Consider the following 15889-nt stretch of genomic DNA (forward strand, 5'->3'; position numbering starts at 1 on the left):
CCCCCGCCGCCCCCCCCGCGGGGGGCCCCCGCGCCCCCTGGGGCCCCCCCGGCCCCGGCCGGGGGCGGCCCGCGGGCTGAATCCCGCCGGGGGCCCCGCCGTCGTCGGTCGGGGCGTCCGCCCCGGTCAGCGCTGCTGGCCGGGCGCGTGGGCGCGGCCGCGGCCCGGGTGCTCGCCCGGGACGTGCTCGCCGCCCCGGCCCTGGCCCGGGTGGACGCCGGCGCAGCGCATCCACTGCGCCGCGGAGAAGTCGGCGTCGCACCGGTCGCCCGGGGCCGGGGTCACCGGATCGGCCGGATCGACGGGGTCCACCGGGTCCACCGGGTCGACGGCGGTCCCGTCGAGCTGCATCCCCACGAGGATCGGATTGTGGTCCGAGGAGCGCCACTGGTCGGGCGCGTAGAGGTCCTCGGCGACGTAGTTGTACCGGGAGTACTCCAGGGCGATCGACTCGTTCGCGTTGATCATCCAGATGTCCTGGCCGGTGACCGTCGCGTCCGCGGCGGGCGAGGCGAACACGTGGTCCAGGCTGCCGACGGCGCCGTCGTACGTGTAGGAGTACTCGTCCGTCTTGGCGCCCTGGGAGATGTAGCCGGCGGCCTCGATCACGCGGATCGGGTCCTCCTGCGCGTAGGCGTTGAAGTCGCCCAGCAGCAGGACGCGGTCCGTGCCGGCCTCGGCGGCCATCCGGTCGGCGAAGGCCACGAGGGCCTCGGCCTGGCGCGTGCGGTCGCCGTTGTAGGCGCCCTGGCCGTCCCCGGTGTCCGCGTTGTCGCCGGAGGCGCCGGAGCCGCCCTTGGACTTGAAGTGGTTGGTGATGGCCACGAAGTCCGTGCCCGCCACGCCCTCGGCGGTGCCGTCGGCCACCCGGAAGTGCTGCGCCAGCGGCTCGCGGGCGTTGTCGAAGTTCACCTGGTCGTCCAGGAGGACGGAGTCCCCGATCGGGGTGACCTCGGCGGGCTGGTAGATGAAGGCGCTGCGGATGACGTCCTCGTCCGCGAGGGCCGGACGGTCCACGGGGGAGGCCACGTACGTCCACTTCTCCTGGCCGGCGGCCGCGTTGAGGGCGTCCACCAGGTGCGCGAGGCTGTGGTCCCGGTCCAGGCCGAACTTCTCGGAGTTCTCGATCTCCTCCAGAGCCACCACGGACGTGTCGAGGCCGTTGATCGCGGTGACGATCTTCTCCTGCTGGCGCAGGAAGTCCTCCGTCTCGTACGCCCCGCGGGGCAGGCAGCCGTTCGTGGTGACGGGGTCGCCCGCGCGGTCGCGGTACGCGCCGCAGCCGACGACCTCCTCGCCCAGGGTGGTGAAGTAGTTCAGCACGTTGAAGCTGGCCACGCTGACGTTGCCGCCGACCGCCTCCGGTGCGGCCTCCTCGGCGCGGTCGTCCTCCACGGCCACCGGCTCCACGCGGTCCGCGTTCGCGTCCGTGAGCCGCTCGAGCGGCTGGAAGGACCACGCGTCGTACCGGAAGTCCAGGATCACGGGGGTGCGGAAGTCCAGGGACGCGCCCACCCGCACCGGGTCGTCCGCGTCCAGGTAGGGCAGCGGGGAGCCGTTGCCCGGGGAGCGGGAGTAGTCCACGGAGGCGCCGTCGTCGAGCACGATCAGCTTCTGCGCGTTGGCGGCCGCGACGGCCTGGGCGTCGGCGCCGGGCAGGGCCACCGCCGTCGGGGTGTCCAGCGGGTCGGTGCCCGGGACGATGCCCAGCGAGCCGTAGCGGTTGACGTCGTAGTTGTCCGTCACGGTCCACTCGCCGGACGGGGCGAGCAGCTCGCCCTCGTGGGCCTCCTTCTCCTGCTCGGTGAGGGGGAAGGCCAGCTCGCGCGGGGTGACCGTGCCCGCCTCGCCCGCCACCTGCACGCCGCCGGCCGGGACGGAGATCTGGGTCAGGCCGTAGTACTCGCCGGCGGTGCCGGTGACGGTGAGGGTCTGGCCGAGCGCCACGGAGCCGGCCGTGTCGGGGGAGTACACGAAGACGCCGTCCGAGGCGCCCGGCGTGGCGTCCTCGGCCCCGCCGGTGCCGGCGGTCTGGAGGTAGTAGCCGTTGTAGCCGCCGGTCGAGTAGACCGCGGTGACCACGCCGGTGGTGGTGACGGCCTGGCCGGAGTAGGGGGTGGCGGAGCCGGTCCCCTGGATCTGGGCGATGCTCAGCACGACGGCCGGCGGGGCGGGCTCGCCCGGCTCCACGGGGTCGACCGGATCCACCGGGTCGACGGGGTCGGCCCCCGCGCCTCCGGAGTTGGTGGGCGTGACGTCCGCGGTGACCGTGAAGTCGGCGCTGTTGACATCCGTGTCCACCCCGTCCGTGCGGGTGAGGGACTTGGGGTCCGAGTTCGCGGCGGGGGCGCCCGCCGGGGAGGTCTCGAAGGTGTTGGTCGCGCCGTAGCCGAGCAGGTCGGCGACGCCGGCGACGTCGTCGGTGAGGACGGAGCCGGTGGGCAGGCCCGTCAGGGTGCCGGCCTGGTCGGCCAGCACGATGGTGCCCTTTGTGCCGGCGGGGTTGAACGCGCCGCCGGCCACGAGGTCGGCCTCCGGCAGCGCGGCGCCGGAGGTGCCGTTGGAGCCGCCCGAGATGAGGAAGTGGCCCTTGGCGGGCACGACGCCGGACAGCTGCACCGTCCCGTTGGGGGCGGCCTCGCCCGTGGCCGAGCGGTACTGGAGGGACCAGCCGTCCAGGCTGATCGGCTGGTCGGTGGGGTTGTACAGCTCCACGAACTTGTGGGTGAACACCGCGTTGGCGGAGCCGCCGTTCGTGTAGGCCTCGTTGATCACCAGGGCGTCGCCGGCCGGGGAGGCCTGGGCGGGGGCGGACAGGACGGCGGGGGCCAGCAGGGTCAGGGCCGCCGCGGTGGCGGCGGAGCGGACGAGGCGCAGGCGGGGCGCGTTCATCGGGGGGCTCGTCACGCCGCGGGCCGGCCCCGGCGCTGTTCCGTTCGAGCCGCCCGCGCGGCGGCCGTGGCCCGGGGCGGGCCCGGCGCCGGACGTGGGGCTCCGACCGCGCGGGGCGGCCGGCGCCAGGAGGGTCAGCGCGCGGCGGTGAGGCGGCGGCGCGCCACGAGCAGCGCACCGGCGCCGAGGGCGGCGAGGGCGGCCAGCGGCCATGCGGCCCGGTCGCCGGTCTGGACCTTCTCCGGGACGGTGTGCTGCGCGTCGTCGGCCGCCGGGGCGTGCTCGGCGCGGTGCGGGTGGTCCTCACCCTTGACCGGGCCGTGGCCCTGGCCGGGGTGGTCCTCACCCTTGACCGGGCCGTGGCCCTGGCCGGGGTGCGCCGGGTCGGCGGGGTCGGCCGGCTGGCCCGGATGCGTGGGGTGGACCGGGTGGGTCGGCTGCGCCGGGTGCGTGGGCTCGGCGGGCTCCTCGCCGGCGGCCGCGGTGACCTCCAGGGCGTGGCGGACCACCGTCGTCGTGCCGTCGACGTAGGTCACCGTCATGACCAGCTCGCCGGCGCCGGCGGTCTCCGGGGCGGCGATGCCGGACAGGGTGACGGACTCCTCGCCCGCCGGGACCTCGACGGTCCCGAGCTCCACGGACGCGCCGTCCGCGGTCTCGAAGGCGACCGCCACGGAGGTGGTGGCGGGGGCGCCGTCGGAGTCGATCACGAGGTCGCCGAGGGTCAGGACGATCGGCGCGCCGGCCTCCACCGCGGCGGGGGCGCCGGTGACCGGCACGCCCTTCTTGGCGTAGTCCGGGGCCACGGCGCCCTCGGCGGCGTCCTGCGCGCGGGCGTAGGAGACCACCGCGGTGGTGTCGAGGACGCCCAGGTCCACGAAGTCCTCGCGGCCCTGCGCGAAGGCGGTGTAGCCGTCGGGGGCCTTGGTCGGGTCGCCCAGGGAGACCCAGGTGTCGTCCGCGAGGAAGGACTGCGCGGCCACGGTGTACATGCGGTCCGCCTCGAGCGGCTCGCCGTTCAGCCAGACGCCGGTGACCTTGTCCCCCTGCGGGCGGGAGTCGTCGTAGGTCCAGGTCAGCTCCTGGGACCAGCCCAGCGTGAAGACGCGCTCGCCGTCCCGCCAGTTCTGCTCGAGGGCCTCCTTGATGGAGGAGCCCGGGATGTCGAAGTAGGTGAGCGTGTTGCCGAACGGGGCGACGTCCATGATCTCGCCCATGGTCAGCCGGCCCACGAGGTCCTCGGGCTTCTCGGTGAAGACGCCGTTGCTGTTGAAGCGGTCCACGAACAGCTCCGAGCGCAGGCCTCCCGGGTTGACCACGGCCACGTCCACCTCGGGCTGCGCCGCGGAGACGGAGTGCTTGAGGGCGTCCGCCACCCAGTTGCCCAGGGTGGTCTCGGCGCTGCGCGTGCCGCCGGCCTTCCAGGTCCCGCCCTCGTCCAGGCGCTTCTGGTAGTCGGTGGTGATCGAGCCGTCCAGGTCCGCGATCACCTGGGACTGCATGTCCTCGAAGACGGCCACGGCCTCCTGCTCGAGGGCGTACACCTCGGCGGTCACCGGCGACTCCGCGGCGGCCTCGGCCGGGTCCTGCGTGGAGCGCTCCAGCAGGCGGGAGGTCGTCTCCAGGACGCGGCCCTCCGCGTCCACGGTGAGCTCGACGGCGGCCAGGTGGCTGCCGGAGGCGCCCGCCTGCAGGACGGGGCGCGCGACGCCGTCGTTGTCCGTCTCGAACTGGTACAGCTGGTGGGTGTGGCCGTTGAAGACGACGTCCACGAGGGGGCTGGTCTCGTTCACCATGCGGTCGAACAGGTCCTTGGCCGCGGTCTCGTCCTCCAGGGCGCCGGAGCCGGCGGCGCCGTCGTGGTACGAGGCCACGATCACGTCCGCGGCGCCGGCGGCGGCGATCGCCTCGGCCTCGGCGTTGACGGCCTCGACCATGTCCAGGACCAGGTTGCCCTCGAGGCCGGCCCCGGTGGTGGTGGCGTACAGCTCGTTGGGGGAGGCGCCGATCACGGCCACCCGCACGCCCTCGACCTCCGTGATCTCGGAGGCGGCCAGCACGGGCTCCTGCGTCTCGGGGTCCACGAAGTTCGCGGACAGCACCGGGAAGTCGGCCAGCGGCAGGACGCGGTCGTGCAGGTCGTCCAGGCCGCGGTCGAACTCGTGGTTGCCGGCGGTGAGGGTCTCCAGGCCGAGCGCGTTCATGATCCGGATGGTCGGCTCGTCCTGCTGCACGTTGGACACGGAGGCGGAGCCGCCGATCAGGTCGCCCGCGCTGGTCAGCAGCGTGCTGTCCGCGCCGTGCTCGGCCTCGAACGCGGTGCGGTAGTCCTCCACGGTGTCGGCGAACTGGGTGCCCGTGTAGCCGTCGGACAGGGCGCCGTGGAAGTCGTTGAAGGACAGGATCGAGATGGTCTGCGTCCCCTCGGCGGTCTCGACGGCGAGGGCCGGGGCGGCGCTCGCGGGCGCGAGCACCAGCGTGGTGCACGCGGCGGCGGCGACGGTGTGGCGGCGGAACAGGCTGGACATGGGACTCCCCTGGGGTGCGACGCCTCGGCGAGTCCGGTGGGTCCGGGGTCGGGCCGGCGGCGGTGACGGTGCGGATGCGGGCGACGCCGTGCGGCGGCACCCGATGTGATCCATTCCACCAGAGGAGGGTGTCCCGTGGGTGAACTCTTCGCGGGCACCCGGTGGCCGGAGGGGGAAACCGGCCTGGTCAGGAGCGGATGGTGCGGGATTCGAACCCGCGGCACGGGGTCACCGCGCACCGGTTTTCAAGACCGGCTCCTTCGGCCGCTCGGACAACCATCCTTCGCGGATCCGCGGCGCCGGGGCGCGGCACGGGTCCGCCGTCCCACTCTAGCCGCTGGCCCGTCCGCGCTCCGGGCCCGGCGCATGACGCCGGAAGCGGCCGCCCGTGGCCCGCGCCGGGGTCCGCGCGGGAGGATGGACGCCGGACGACCGCGGGTCCGCCGTCCGGAAGGGACGGACCGGACCCCCAGGCGAGAGGAGAACCGGATGGGACAGGTCCCGCAGGACATGCTGGCCGTGCGCTACGACGGCGCCGGGGGCGCGGAGGTGGTCCGCACGGCGCGGGAGCCCGTGCCGACCCCCGGCCCCGGCGAGCTGCTCGTGGCGGTGGCCGCCGCCGGCCTCAACCGGGCGGACCTGGTGCAACGGGCGGGCGACTACCCCGTGCCGCCCGGCGCGTCGGAGATCCCGGGCCTCGAGGTCTCCGGCACGGTCGTGGCCGTGGGGCCGGAGGCGGGCATGCCGGGGGAGGGGCGCTTCAGCGTCGGCGACCGCGTGTGCGCGCTCCTGGCCGGCGGCGGGTACGCCGAGTACGTGGTCGTCCCGGCCGGGCAGCTGATGGCCGTCCCCGAGGGCGTGGACCTCGTGGACGCGGCCGCCTTCCCGGAGGTCGCATGCACGGTCCACTCGAACCTCGTGGGCGCCGCCCGCGTCCAGGCCGGGGAGTGGGCCCTGGTCCACGGTGCGACCGGCGGCATCGGCTCGTTCGCCGTCCAGTACCTCGCGGCCACCGGCGTGCGCGTGCTCGGCACCGCCGGCGGCGAGGCCAAGGTCGCCCGCGCCCTCGAGCTCGGAGCCGAGGCCGCATTCGACCACCGCTCCGCGCCGTCCGGCGCGTTCGCGGACTGGGTCCGCGAGGTCACCGACGGGCACGGGGCGGACGTGGTGCTCGACGTCGTCGGCGGCCCCTACCTCGCCCCGAACGTGCGCGCGCTGGCCATGGACGGGCGGATCGTGGTGATCGCGGTGCAGGGCGGGCCGGTGCCGGAGGACTTCCACCTCATGCGCCTGGCGGCCCGGCGCGGCTGGGTCACGGGCTCGCTGCTGCGCCCCCGCCCCGTGGCGGGGAAGGCCCGGATCGTGGCCGCCACGGAGCGCGCGGTGTGGCCGCTCGTGGCCGCCGGGCGCATCCACCACTCCGTGACGGCGCGCTTCCCGCTCGCGCAGGCCACCCAGGCCCAGGAGTTCTTCGACGCCGCCGACCGCACGGGCAAGGTCCTGCTCGTCACGGACGACGCCGACGTGCGCCTCCCGGAGGACGCCCGATGAGGGGGCCCTTCTCCCGCTTCCGGCAGCGCCGCACCGACGAGCGCGAGCTCGGCACCGGCCTGTGGCGCCGCGGGCATGACCGCTTCGCCCGCGCCCTGGACCGCTACTGGCAGGTCCTCCTGGACGAGCGCACCCCGGGGATGCTCACCGACGCCGAGCGCAACGGCCTGGTGCACGCCGGCAACGAGCTCGCCGACCGCCTCCCCGTGGTCCGCGATCTGGCCGTGCGCCTGCAGGCCCTCCACCCCGACGACGGCGAGCAGCACATCCCCCCGGCCACCGCGCAGGTGCACCGCGAGCTCTCCCGCGCCTCCCACGAGCTGGCCGCGACCGCCCAGGCGGTGGCCATGGCCCAGCGCGGCCACGGCGGGACGGCGGCCGTCGGACGCCACGCCGAGCGCACCCTGCGCCACGTGGACCGGGCGGTGGAGCTGGCCGAGGGGCTCTGAGGTCCGCGACGCCCCGGGCATGACGGGGCCGGACACGGGGTGACCCGGACATGACAGGACCCCGTCGCACGCGGTGCGACGGGGTCCGGGGGAGCCCCCTGCCGGATTCGAACCGGCGACCTGCTCTTTACGAGGGAGCTGCTCTGGCCAGCTGAGCTAAGGAGGCACGCGGCCATGACGGCCACGGCTGACCACCCTACCGTGTCCCGGGCGCGGACGGCAATCGCGCCCGCGAGCGCTCAGGGCCGCGGGCGGGGCGCGCGGATCCGGGCGGGCAGGAGCGCGAGCATCAGCGCCTCGAGGGCCAGCTGCTCCGGCACGTTCTGGGCCAGGCGCTCGCGGGCGGTGCCGATCGCGTCGATCCGCGCCACCACCTCCGCGGGGGAGCCGGCCGCCCCGGTGGCGTAGCGCTCCACCTCGGCGCGGCGGTGCTCGTTGACGAGGTCCCCGGGCGCGCCCAGCTGAACGCGCAGCACGTCCCGGAAGAGGCCGATCAGGTCCAGCATGGACCGGTCCAGGGCGTCCCGGGTGACGCGCTTGCGGCGCCGCGCCTGGTCCTCTTCGAGCCGCTTGACCTGCTGGCGCAGCTTGGGCGGCACCGTCTCCCCCTCGGCGATCCCGAGCTGGCGGCGCAGGGCGGCGAGCTCGTCGGCGTCGCGGGCGGCGGCCGAGGACTCCGCCTCGGCGTGGGACACCTCCGCCAGCCGGGCGGCCATGCCCATCGCGTCGGAGACCGCGGTGGTCTGCAGCGGCAGGGACAGCACGTCCTCGCGCCGGGCCAGGGCCTCGGGGTCGCGGGCCAGGCGCCGGGCCACGCCCACGTGGCACTGGGAGATCCGGGCGGTGAGCAGGGCCGTCTCCGGATCCAGGCCGTCCCGACGCCGCAGCAGTGCCGCCACGTCCTCCACGGCGGGGATCCGCAGGGTCTCCACGCGGCACCGGGAGCGGATGGTCGGGAGCACGTCCGCGGGCGAGGGGGAGCAGAGCATCCACACGGTCCGCGGCGGCGGCTCCTCGATGGCCTTGAGCAGCACGTTGGTGGCGCGCTCGGTCATGCGGTCCGCGTCCTCGATCACGAAGATCCGCCAGCGGCCGGTGGCGGGCGTGGACTGGGCGGCCTCCACGAGTGCGCGCACGTCCTCGATCCGGTAGTGCACGGCCTCCGTGGCCAGGACGGTGACGTCCGGGTGCGTCCCGCCGAGCACGGTGCGGCACGCATGGCACCGGCCGCACCCGCGCCGGGCCGGGTCCGGCTCGGTGCACTGCAGGGCGGCGGCGAAGGCGCGGGCCGCGGAGGAGCGTCCCGAGCCGGGCGGGCCGGTGAAGAGCCAGGCGTGGGCCGGGCCGGGCTCGCCGGCGGCCCGGCGCAGGCGCGCCACGGACGCCTCCTGCCCGGCGAGGTCGGCGAAGACCCCGGCCGCGTCCGCGGGGTCGTGGCCCGGGGCGGCCGGCGTCGGGGCGGCGGGGGCGCTCACGGGCGGACCCGCCGCTGGAGCACGTGCTCGACCACGGTCCGGGTGAGCGCCTCGGGCGAGCGGGAGGCGTCCAGCACCAGGTAGCGGTGCGGCTCGGCGTCGGCGAGGGCCCGGAAGGCGGCCCGCAGGGTCCCGTGGGCCGCGGCGGTCTCCTGCTCCATCCGGTCCGGGGCGTCCCCGCCGCCGGCGTGGCGGTGGGCCCGGCGCCGGCCCGTGGTGTCCGCGTCCGCGTCGAGCAGGACGGTCAGGTCCGGGACGAGCCCCTCGACGGCCCACGCGTTCAGCTCGGCGATCCGTTCGGCCCCCAGACCGCGCACCGCCCCCTGGTACGCCACGGAGGAGTCGATGTAGCGGTCCGTCACCACCACGGCGCCCGCCTCGAGCGCCGGGCGCACGGTGCGCGCCACGTGCGCCGCCCGGGCGGCGGCGAACAGCAGCGCCTCGGTGCGCGGGTCCACGGGTCCGTGCGCGGGGTCCAGCAGGAGCCCCCGGACGGCCTCGCCGAGGGGCGAGCCGCCCGGCTCGCGGGTCAGCAGGGTCTCCTGGCCCGCGGCGCGCAGGGCCTCGGCGACGGCGCGGGCCTGGGTGGACTTGCCGGTGCCGTCCGCGCCCTCGAAGGCGAGGAACAGCCCACGACGCGCGGACGCGCCGGGGCCGGCGGCGGGGACGGGACGGTGCGGGGACGCGGGGGAGGGGTTCACCCCTCGAGCGTAGACGCCGCCCCGGACGCCGCATCCAGCCGGCGGCCGGAGTCCCTAGACTGGAGGGCATGAGCGCCCCGATGTCCTTCGCCGTCATGGCCGGTGACTGGCTGTTCCTCGCCCTCGCCGTCCTGGCCCTCCTGCTGGAGGTCTGGGCCCTCGGCGACGTCCTCCGCCGCAGCCCGCAGGCCTTCGAGCGCGTCGGCGGCCGCCCCAAGAGCTTCTGGTTGCTGCTGACGGGCATCGCCGTCGTCGTCGGGCTGCTGAGCGTGCTGACCATCCGCGGCGGGTTCGGCCTGTTCGGGCTGGCGGCCGTGTGCGTCGCCGCCGTGTACCTCGCCGGCACCCGCCCGGACCTGGACTTCTACGGCGGCCGCCGCTGACGTCCCCCGGACCGGCGCCGCTCAGGGCGTCCCGGGCGCCACGGCGTCCCACCGCACGCTGAGCTCCCCGCGCCGCCACCGGTGCTCGCGGCCCAGCACGGGCCATCCGTCCGCCCGCAGGGTGCGCACCGTGGCGAGCCACCGCTGGCGCGTCCCGTAGGCCCCCAGGGGGGCGTGCACGGCCCAGGCGGCGTCGGCGTCGGCCAGGAGCCGGTGCACGGCCTCCCCGGGCACGTGCCGGTGGATGAGCGCCTTGGGCAGGCGCTCGGCGACGTCGGAGGGCCGCTCGAAGGAGCCGAGCCGCAGCGCGAGGGTGAGCGAGACGGGACCGTCGCGGTCCAGCTCCACCCACGCGGCACGTCGGCCGTCCTCGGAGCACGTGCCCTCCACCAGGACCCCGTCCGGCGCCAGGCGCGAGCACATCAGCGCCCACACGTCCGGCACGTCCTCCTCCCGGTACTGGCGCAGCACGTTGAAGGCGCGCACCACGATGGGCGGGCGCGGCACGTCCAGCTCGAAGCCGCCGTGGGCCCAGCCCAGGCCGTCCAGGGCGGGGGCCGTGGCGCGGGCGTGGGCCACGCGGTCCGGGTCGATCTCCAGGCCGAGCAGCTCGAGGCCCGGGTTCGCGGCGCGCAGGCGGGTGAACATCTCGACGGCGGTCACCGGCTCCGCGCCGAAGCCCAGGTCCACCACCAGCGGGGCGGCCGTGCGCCGCAGCAGCGGGCCGTGCACGTCGGCCAGCCAGCGGTCCACGCGCCGCATGCGCTGGGCCGCGGTGGTGCCGCGCGTCACATGGCCGCGGGGTCCGCCCCGGTCCCGGCCCCGCACGCCGGGGGCCGCGGGGCCCTCGAGCCGACGCGCCTTCTGGACCATGGCGGCCAGCCTAGCCAGCGGGGCGCCGGCGGGCCCGTCGCCGTGGCGCACGCCACGGGGCCCGCGCCTAGGATGGGGCCATGGCTGACACCTACAAGCTGATCCTGCTGCGGCACGGTCAGAGCGACTGGAACGAGAAGAACCTGTTCACCGGCTGGGTGGACGTCCCGCTGACGGAGAAGGGCCGCGCCGAGGCGTCCCGCGGCGGCGAGCTGCTGGCTGCGGAGGGCCTGGAGCCGGACGTGCTGCACACGTCCCTGCTCAAGCGCGCCATCACCACCGCGAACCTCGCCCTCGAGGCGGCGGACCGCCAGTGGATCCCGGTCAAGCGCTCGTGGCGCCTGAACGAGCGCCACTACGGCGCCCTCCAGGGCAAGGACAAGGCCCAGGTCAAGGAGGAGTTCGGCGAGGAGCAGTTCATGGTGTGGCGCCGCTCCTTCGACGTGCCGCCGCCGGAGCTCGACGACGACTCCGAGTTCTCCCAGGCCGGCGAGGAGCGCTACGCGGACATCGGCCCGGACGCCCCGCGCACCGAGGCGCTCAAGCAGGTCATCGACCGCCTGCTGCCCTACTGGGAGGAGCAGATCGTCCCCGACCTGAAGGCCGGGAAGACCGTCCTCGTGGCCGCGCACGGCAACTCCCTGCGCGCCCTGGTCAAGCACCTGGACGGCATCTCCGACGACGAGATCGCCGGGCTGAACATCCCCACCGGCATCCCGCTCTACTACGAGCTGGACCAGAACCTGAAGCCGGTCACCCCGCACGGCCGCTACCTGGACCCCGAGGCCGCCGCGGCCGGCGCCGCCGCCGTGGCCGCCCAGGGCGACAAGAAGTGAGAGGGCGGGGCGCCGCGCGGCGGCGCCCCGTGACCCCGACGGGCCCGAGGCCGGCTCAGACGGAGCCGGCCTCGGGCCCGCGGCGCGTCTGCTCGCCCGTCACGAGGTAGCGCACCTTGGCGGCCACGGACAGGCCGTGGTCCGTGAAGCGCTCGAGGTAGCGCGAGGCGAGCGTGACGTCCGTGGTGGTGGACGGCGTCGCGGTCCAGGTGGGGGCGGCGATGGCCCGGAACACGGCCACGTGGTGCTCGTTGACCACCTGGTTGAGCTCGTGGATGCGGTCCGCGTGCGCGAGGTCCTGGGTCTCCAGCAGGAGCACCACCTCGTGTGCCACCTCCACGGCGGCGTCCGCCATGGCGGCGAAGAGGGGGCGCACGTCCTCCGGGATCACGAGCTCCGGGTAGCGCAGGCGGGTCAGCTGCGCGAGGTGCCGGGCGAGGTCGCCCATGCGCTCGAGCGAGGCGCTCATGCGCAGGCTCGCCAGCACGGTGCGCAGGTCCGTGGCCACCGGCGCCTGGAGGGCCAGGAGGCGGGCGGCCTGGTCGTCGAGGGCCTCCTGCAGCCGGTCGATCCGGGCGTCCTCCGTGATGACGCCCTCGGCGCCGTGCACGTCGGCGGTCTCGAGGGCGGTCCGCGCGTCGATCACGGCGCGGTGGACGAGGCGGGCGATCTCCAGCAGGTCGCGTCCGAGTCGGGCCAGGTTGGCGCGGTACAGCTCGCGCATGGTGGTGCCTCCCCTCGGTCCTCCCACGGTCCCGGACGCCCGTCGTCGGGGTCGGTGGACGTCCCACCGTCGCAGGGTCAGGTGAACGCGGTGTGAACGGGGTGTCGACGCCGTCTGACGCGCGGGGATCCGCAGGAGACCCGGTCGCACGGGCTACCCTGGGGGGCGTGGATCCCGTCATCATCGGCCTGCTCTGCGGCGCGGTCGGACTGCTCATCGGAGTGGCCTCCATGCTGGCCTTCCGCGCGTCCGAGCGCTCCCGCACGGTCGACCTCGCCGTCGGGGAGCCCACCCTCGCGCCGGGCACCGCCGAGGTGCTCTCCGTGATCGGCCGCGCCTACGTGGTGGTGGACGCGGTGGACGGCGTGGTGCGGGCGAACCCGTCCGCGTACGCCCTCGGCCTCGTCCGGGGCCACACCCTGGTCCTGGACCCGCTGCGGGAGCTGACCCGCTCCGTGCGCGCGGACGGGGTGATCGTGGAGCGCCGCGTGGAGCTGCCCCGCGACCCGCTCGCCCAGTCCACCCTCGTGCTGGAGATGCGCGTGGCCCCCCTGGACGAGGAGTACATCCTCATCCTCGCGGACGACCGCACGGACGCCACCCGCACCGAGGCCATGCGGCACGACTTCGTGGTCAACGTGTCCCACGAGCTCAAGACGCCGGTGGGCGCCATCTCGCTGCTGTCCGAGGCCATCGACGACGCCGCCGACGACGAGGTCGCCGTCCGCCGGTTCACCACGCGCCTGGGGATCGAGTCCACCCGCCTGACCGCGCTGGTGCAGGACATCATCGAGTTCTCCCGGGTGCAGGCCAAGGACGTGGTGCGCGAGGGCGGTCCCGTGGACCTCAACCGCGTGGTGGCCGAGGCCGTCGACCGGGTGCGGCTCATGGCCGAGGCCCGGGACATCCGGCTCAGGGTCGGCGGCCACGTGGACGCCGTGGTGCACGGGGACGCGGACCAGCTCATGACGGCGGTCCGGAACCTCGTGGACAACGCCGTGCGCTACTCCCCGGACGGGACCACGGTGGGCATCGGGCTGTCCTCGAAGGACGGCCTCGCGCAGATCACCGTGACGGACCAGGGCGTGGGCATCGGCCCCGAGGAGCAGGCCCGCGTGTTCGAGCGGTTCTACCGCGTGGACGGGGCCCGCTCCCGCCAGACCGGCGGCACCGGCCTCGGCCTGAGCATCGTCAAGCACGTGGTCATCAACCACGGCGGCGAGGTGACCCTGTGGTCCCAGCCCGGCCGTGGCTCGACCTTCACCATCCGGCTGCCGGAGTGGGAGGAGCCCGCCGCGCGGGCCGCCGCCCCCGTTGAGCCGCCGTCCACCGAGCGCCGAGGGGGCCGCGCCGCGGCCTCCGCGGCCCCGTCCCGCAAGGAGCACAGCGCATGAGCCGGATCCTGATCGTCGAGGACGAGGAGTCCTTCAGCGACCCCCTCTCCTACCTCCTCACCAAGGAGGGCTTCGAGGTGGCCGTGGCCGCGGACGGCAACGAGGGCCTCGAGGAGTTCGACCGCGGCGGCGCGGACCTCATCCTGCTGGACCTCATGCTGCCGGGGATCTCCGGCACGGAGGTGTGCCGGCAGGTGCGGCAGCGCTCCAACGTGCCGATCATCATGCTCACCGCCAAGGACTCGGAGATCGACAAGGTGGTGGGCCTGGAGCTGGGCGCGGACGACTACGTCACCAAGCCCTACTCGTCCCGCGAGCTCGTGGCCCGCGTCCGGGCGGTGCTGCGCCGTCGCGGCGAGCCCGAGGAGCTGATCGCCTCCACCGTGGCCGCCGGGCCGGTCCGCATGGACGTGGAGCGCCACGTGGTGGCCGTGGGCGGGGAGCAGGTGAACCTGCCGCTCAAGGAGTTCGAGCTGCTGGAGATGCTGCTGCGCAACGCCGGCCGGGTGCTCACCCGCGGCCAGCTGATCGACCGCGTGTGGGGCTCCGACTACGTGGGGGACACCAAGACCCTGGACGTGCACGTCAAGCGCCTGCGCTCCAAGATCGAGCCGGACCCCTCGAGCCCCCGGCACCTCGTGACGGTCCGCGGCCTCGGCTACAAGTTCGAGGCCTGACGGCCCCGCCCCCGGGACGACGACGGCCCGCCGCCTCCGCAGGGAGGGGCGGGCCGTCGTCGTGGGCCGCGCCGGACGGGCGCGGCGGCGTGGGTCAGTGGCCCTCGCCGTAGTGCAGGGTCTCCTCGTGGAGGTGCTCGGTGGAGGGCTGCTGGCCGGCGGGCAGGTACTCGGCGTACTGCTCCTGGGTGGCGGAGAGCACCGGGATGCCGACCTCCACGGAGGCGCCGTCCGCGGCGATGGTGCCCTGGGCGTTCTGGCCGGGCCACACGTTGCGCTCGATCTCCTGCTTGTTCTGCTCGTCCTCGAGGCGCACGGACTGGCCGGCGGGGACCTGGACGGTCGCCTGGCCGCCGTCCTGCAGGGAGACGGTGTAGGACTTGTCCGCGTCCGTCGGGTTCACCAGGGTGCCGATCAGGCGGGCCGGGCCGGAGGCGCCCTCGCCGACCAGGGCGAGGTTGCGGGCCTCCACGAGGTCCGGCTGGGACACGGTGGTGCCGTCCGAGGGGCTGTAGGGGATGGCCGTGGCCACCGGGTTCACGGCGGAGCAGCCGGTGGCGCCCAGGAGGGCGGTGAGGGCGAGAGCGCCTGCGGCGATGCGACGCCGGGCGGGCCGGGAGGCGGCGGACTTCACGGAGGTTCTCCTACAGGTGCGGTGACGGAGGCGGGCCCGCGGAGGGGCTCGGGGACAGGCTATCGCATCGGGGGGCCCGCGACCGGGGTGGGACGCCGGGTCTCCACTACCACACGCAGGTGCCACGACACCGGACGGTCCCACGGCGTTTCCTGCCCGCGTGATAGAATGGATCGACTGGAAAGGGGCGTTTCATATGGTTTTCGAGGTCGGAGAGACCGTCGTCTATCCCCATCACGGTGCTGCTCGCATCGAGGAGATCAAGACGCGCACCATCAGGGGCGAAGAGAAGATGTACCTCAAGCTGAGGGTGGCGCAGGGTGATCTGACCATCGAGGTGCCCGCCGAGAACGTGGACCTGGTCGGCGTCCGGGACGTCGTGGACTCGGAGGGCCTGGAGCACGTCATCCAGGTGCTGCAGGCCGAGCACGTGGAGGAGCCCACCAACTGGTCGCGCCGCTACAAGGCCAACCTGGAGAAGCTCGCCAGCGGGGACGTGAACAAGGTCGCCGAGGTCGTCCGCGACCTGTGGCGCCGTGACCACGACCGCGGCCTGTCCGCCGGGGAGAAGCGCATGCTCTCCAAGGCCCGCCAGGTGCTCGTGTCCGAGCTCGCGCTGGCCAAGAAGGTCACCGAGGAGGAGGCCGAGGGCATGCTGGACACGGTGCTCGAGGGCTGAGTCCCCACTCAGCAGGACCCCACGACGGCGGGGGGGTCCCGCGCCGGGCCCCCCCCGCGGCGGGGGTGGCCGGGTCCCATCCCCCCCCCCCCG

The 15889-nt window shown here is 75.1% G+C and carries 14 protein-coding genes and 2 tRNA genes; 7 read left to right on the forward strand and 9 right to left on the reverse strand.

Translation table 11 applies throughout. The annotated features are described in order from the left end of the window. Positions 1 to 126: 126 nt before the first annotated feature. From Q4D18_RS05170 to Q4D18_RS05180, 3 genes are all read right to left on the reverse strand, one after another. Entirely contained in the window at positions 127 to 2892 is a 2766-nt protein-coding gene (locus Q4D18_RS05170; RefSeq protein ID WP_303126336.1) for an ExeM/NucH family extracellular endonuclease, read from the reverse strand. A 134-nt stretch (positions 2893 to 3026) separates the two neighbouring features. After that, on the reverse strand, positions 3027 to 5420 hold the full coding sequence (locus tag Q4D18_RS05175; RefSeq protein ID WP_303126338.1) for a 5'-nucleotidase C-terminal domain-containing protein: 2394 nt from the start codon (positions 5418 to 5420) through the stop codon (positions 3027 to 3029). A gap of 194 nt (positions 5421 to 5614) precedes the next feature. Further along, positions 5615 to 5702, reverse strand: a tRNA-Ser gene (locus Q4D18_RS05180). Between the two features lie 228 nt (positions 5703 to 5930). On the opposite strand from Q4D18_RS05180, the gene Q4D18_RS05185 reads away from it, so the two are divergent. Beyond that, positions 5931 to 6971: an NAD(P)H-quinone oxidoreductase gene (locus Q4D18_RS05185; protein ID WP_303126361.1), complete on the forward strand. Its 1041-nt coding sequence runs from the start codon at positions 5931 to 5933 to the stop codon at positions 6969 to 6971. Further along, the gene (locus Q4D18_RS05190) at positions 6968 to 7420 is read left to right on the forward strand and encodes a hypothetical protein (RefSeq protein WP_303126340.1); all 453 of its coding nucleotides are present in this window, start codon (positions 6968 to 6970) and stop codon (positions 7418 to 7420) included. The genes Q4D18_RS05185 and Q4D18_RS05190 overlap by 4 nt, the downstream gene beginning before the upstream one ends. A gap of 92 nt (positions 7421 to 7512) precedes the next feature. Here the strand turns inward: Q4D18_RS05190 and Q4D18_RS05195 are convergent. The 3 genes from Q4D18_RS05195 to tmk all read right to left on the reverse strand — a co-directional run bounded on the left by Q4D18_RS05195 (position 7513) and on the right by tmk (position 9524). Beyond that, positions 7513 to 7586, reverse strand: a tRNA-Thr gene (locus Q4D18_RS05195). A 73-nt stretch (positions 7587 to 7659) separates the two neighbouring features. Next, entirely contained in the window at positions 7660 to 8895 is a 1236-nt protein-coding gene (locus Q4D18_RS05200; protein ID WP_303126341.1) for a DNA polymerase III subunit delta', read from the reverse strand. Next, positions 8892 to 9524 (reverse strand): dTMP kinase, encoded by a 633-nt coding sequence (gene tmk, locus Q4D18_RS05205; protein ID WP_303126362.1) that lies wholly within the window; start codon positions 9522 to 9524, stop codon positions 8892 to 8894. The genes Q4D18_RS05200 and tmk overlap by 4 nt, the downstream gene beginning before the upstream one ends. Before the next feature lie 140 nt (positions 9525 to 9664). Here tmk and Q4D18_RS05210 point away from each other — a divergent pair, with 140 nt between their 5' ends. Next, the gene (locus Q4D18_RS05210; RefSeq protein WP_303126342.1) at positions 9665 to 9979 is read left to right on the forward strand and encodes a DUF2516 family protein; all 315 of its coding nucleotides are present in this window, start codon (positions 9665 to 9667) and stop codon (positions 9977 to 9979) included. Positions 9980 to 10000: 21 nt separating this feature from the next. Here Q4D18_RS05210 and Q4D18_RS05215 read toward each other — a convergent pair whose 3' ends face one another. Next, the gene (locus tag Q4D18_RS05215) at positions 10001 to 10852 is read right to left on the reverse strand and encodes a class I SAM-dependent methyltransferase (RefSeq protein WP_303126343.1); all 852 of its coding nucleotides are present in this window, start codon (positions 10850 to 10852) and stop codon (positions 10001 to 10003) included. 80 nt (positions 10853 to 10932) lie between these two features. Between Q4D18_RS05215 and Q4D18_RS05220 the strand changes: the two genes are divergently transcribed. Further along, complete coding sequence (locus Q4D18_RS05220; RefSeq protein WP_303126345.1) at positions 10933 to 11688, forward strand: phosphoglyceromutase; 756 nt, start codon at positions 10933 to 10935, stop codon at positions 11686 to 11688. A gap of 55 nt (positions 11689 to 11743) precedes the next feature. On the opposite strand, the gene phoU is transcribed toward Q4D18_RS05220, so the two are convergent. Further along, positions 11744 to 12412, reverse strand: coding sequence for a phosphate signaling complex protein PhoU (phoU, locus tag Q4D18_RS05225; protein ID WP_303126346.1), 669 nt, complete (start codon positions 12410 to 12412; stop codon positions 11744 to 11746). Between the two features lie 167 nt (positions 12413 to 12579). On the opposite strand from phoU, the gene Q4D18_RS05230 reads away from it, so the two are divergent. Further along, on the forward strand, positions 12580 to 13806 hold the full coding sequence (locus Q4D18_RS05230; protein ID WP_303126347.1) for a cell wall metabolism sensor histidine kinase WalK: 1227 nt from the start codon (positions 12580 to 12582) through the stop codon (positions 13804 to 13806). Next, complete coding sequence (locus Q4D18_RS05235) at positions 13803 to 14483, forward strand: response regulator transcription factor (protein WP_303126348.1); 681 nt, start codon at positions 13803 to 13805, stop codon at positions 14481 to 14483. Before Q4D18_RS05230 ends, Q4D18_RS05235 begins: the two co-directional genes overlap by 4 nt. A gap of 94 nt (positions 14484 to 14577) precedes the next feature. On the opposite strand, the gene Q4D18_RS05240 is transcribed toward Q4D18_RS05235, so the two are convergent. Further along, a complete protein-coding gene (locus Q4D18_RS05240) occupies positions 14578 to 15117 on the reverse strand; it encodes a hypothetical protein (RefSeq protein WP_303126349.1) in 540 nt (179 codons plus the stop codon). Positions 15118 to 15313: 196 nt separating this feature from the next. Between Q4D18_RS05240 and Q4D18_RS05245 the strand changes: the two genes are divergently transcribed. Then, entirely contained in the window at positions 15314 to 15796 is a 483-nt protein-coding gene (locus tag Q4D18_RS05245; protein WP_303126350.1) for a CarD family transcriptional regulator, read from the forward strand. The last annotated feature ends 93 nt before the right edge of the window (positions 15797 to 15889 follow it).

The sequence above is a fragment of the Micrococcus sp. genome (assembly GCF_030523875.1).
In the GTDB taxonomy this organism is placed as follows: domain Bacteria; phylum Actinomycetota; class Actinomycetes; order Actinomycetales; family Micrococcaceae; genus Micrococcus.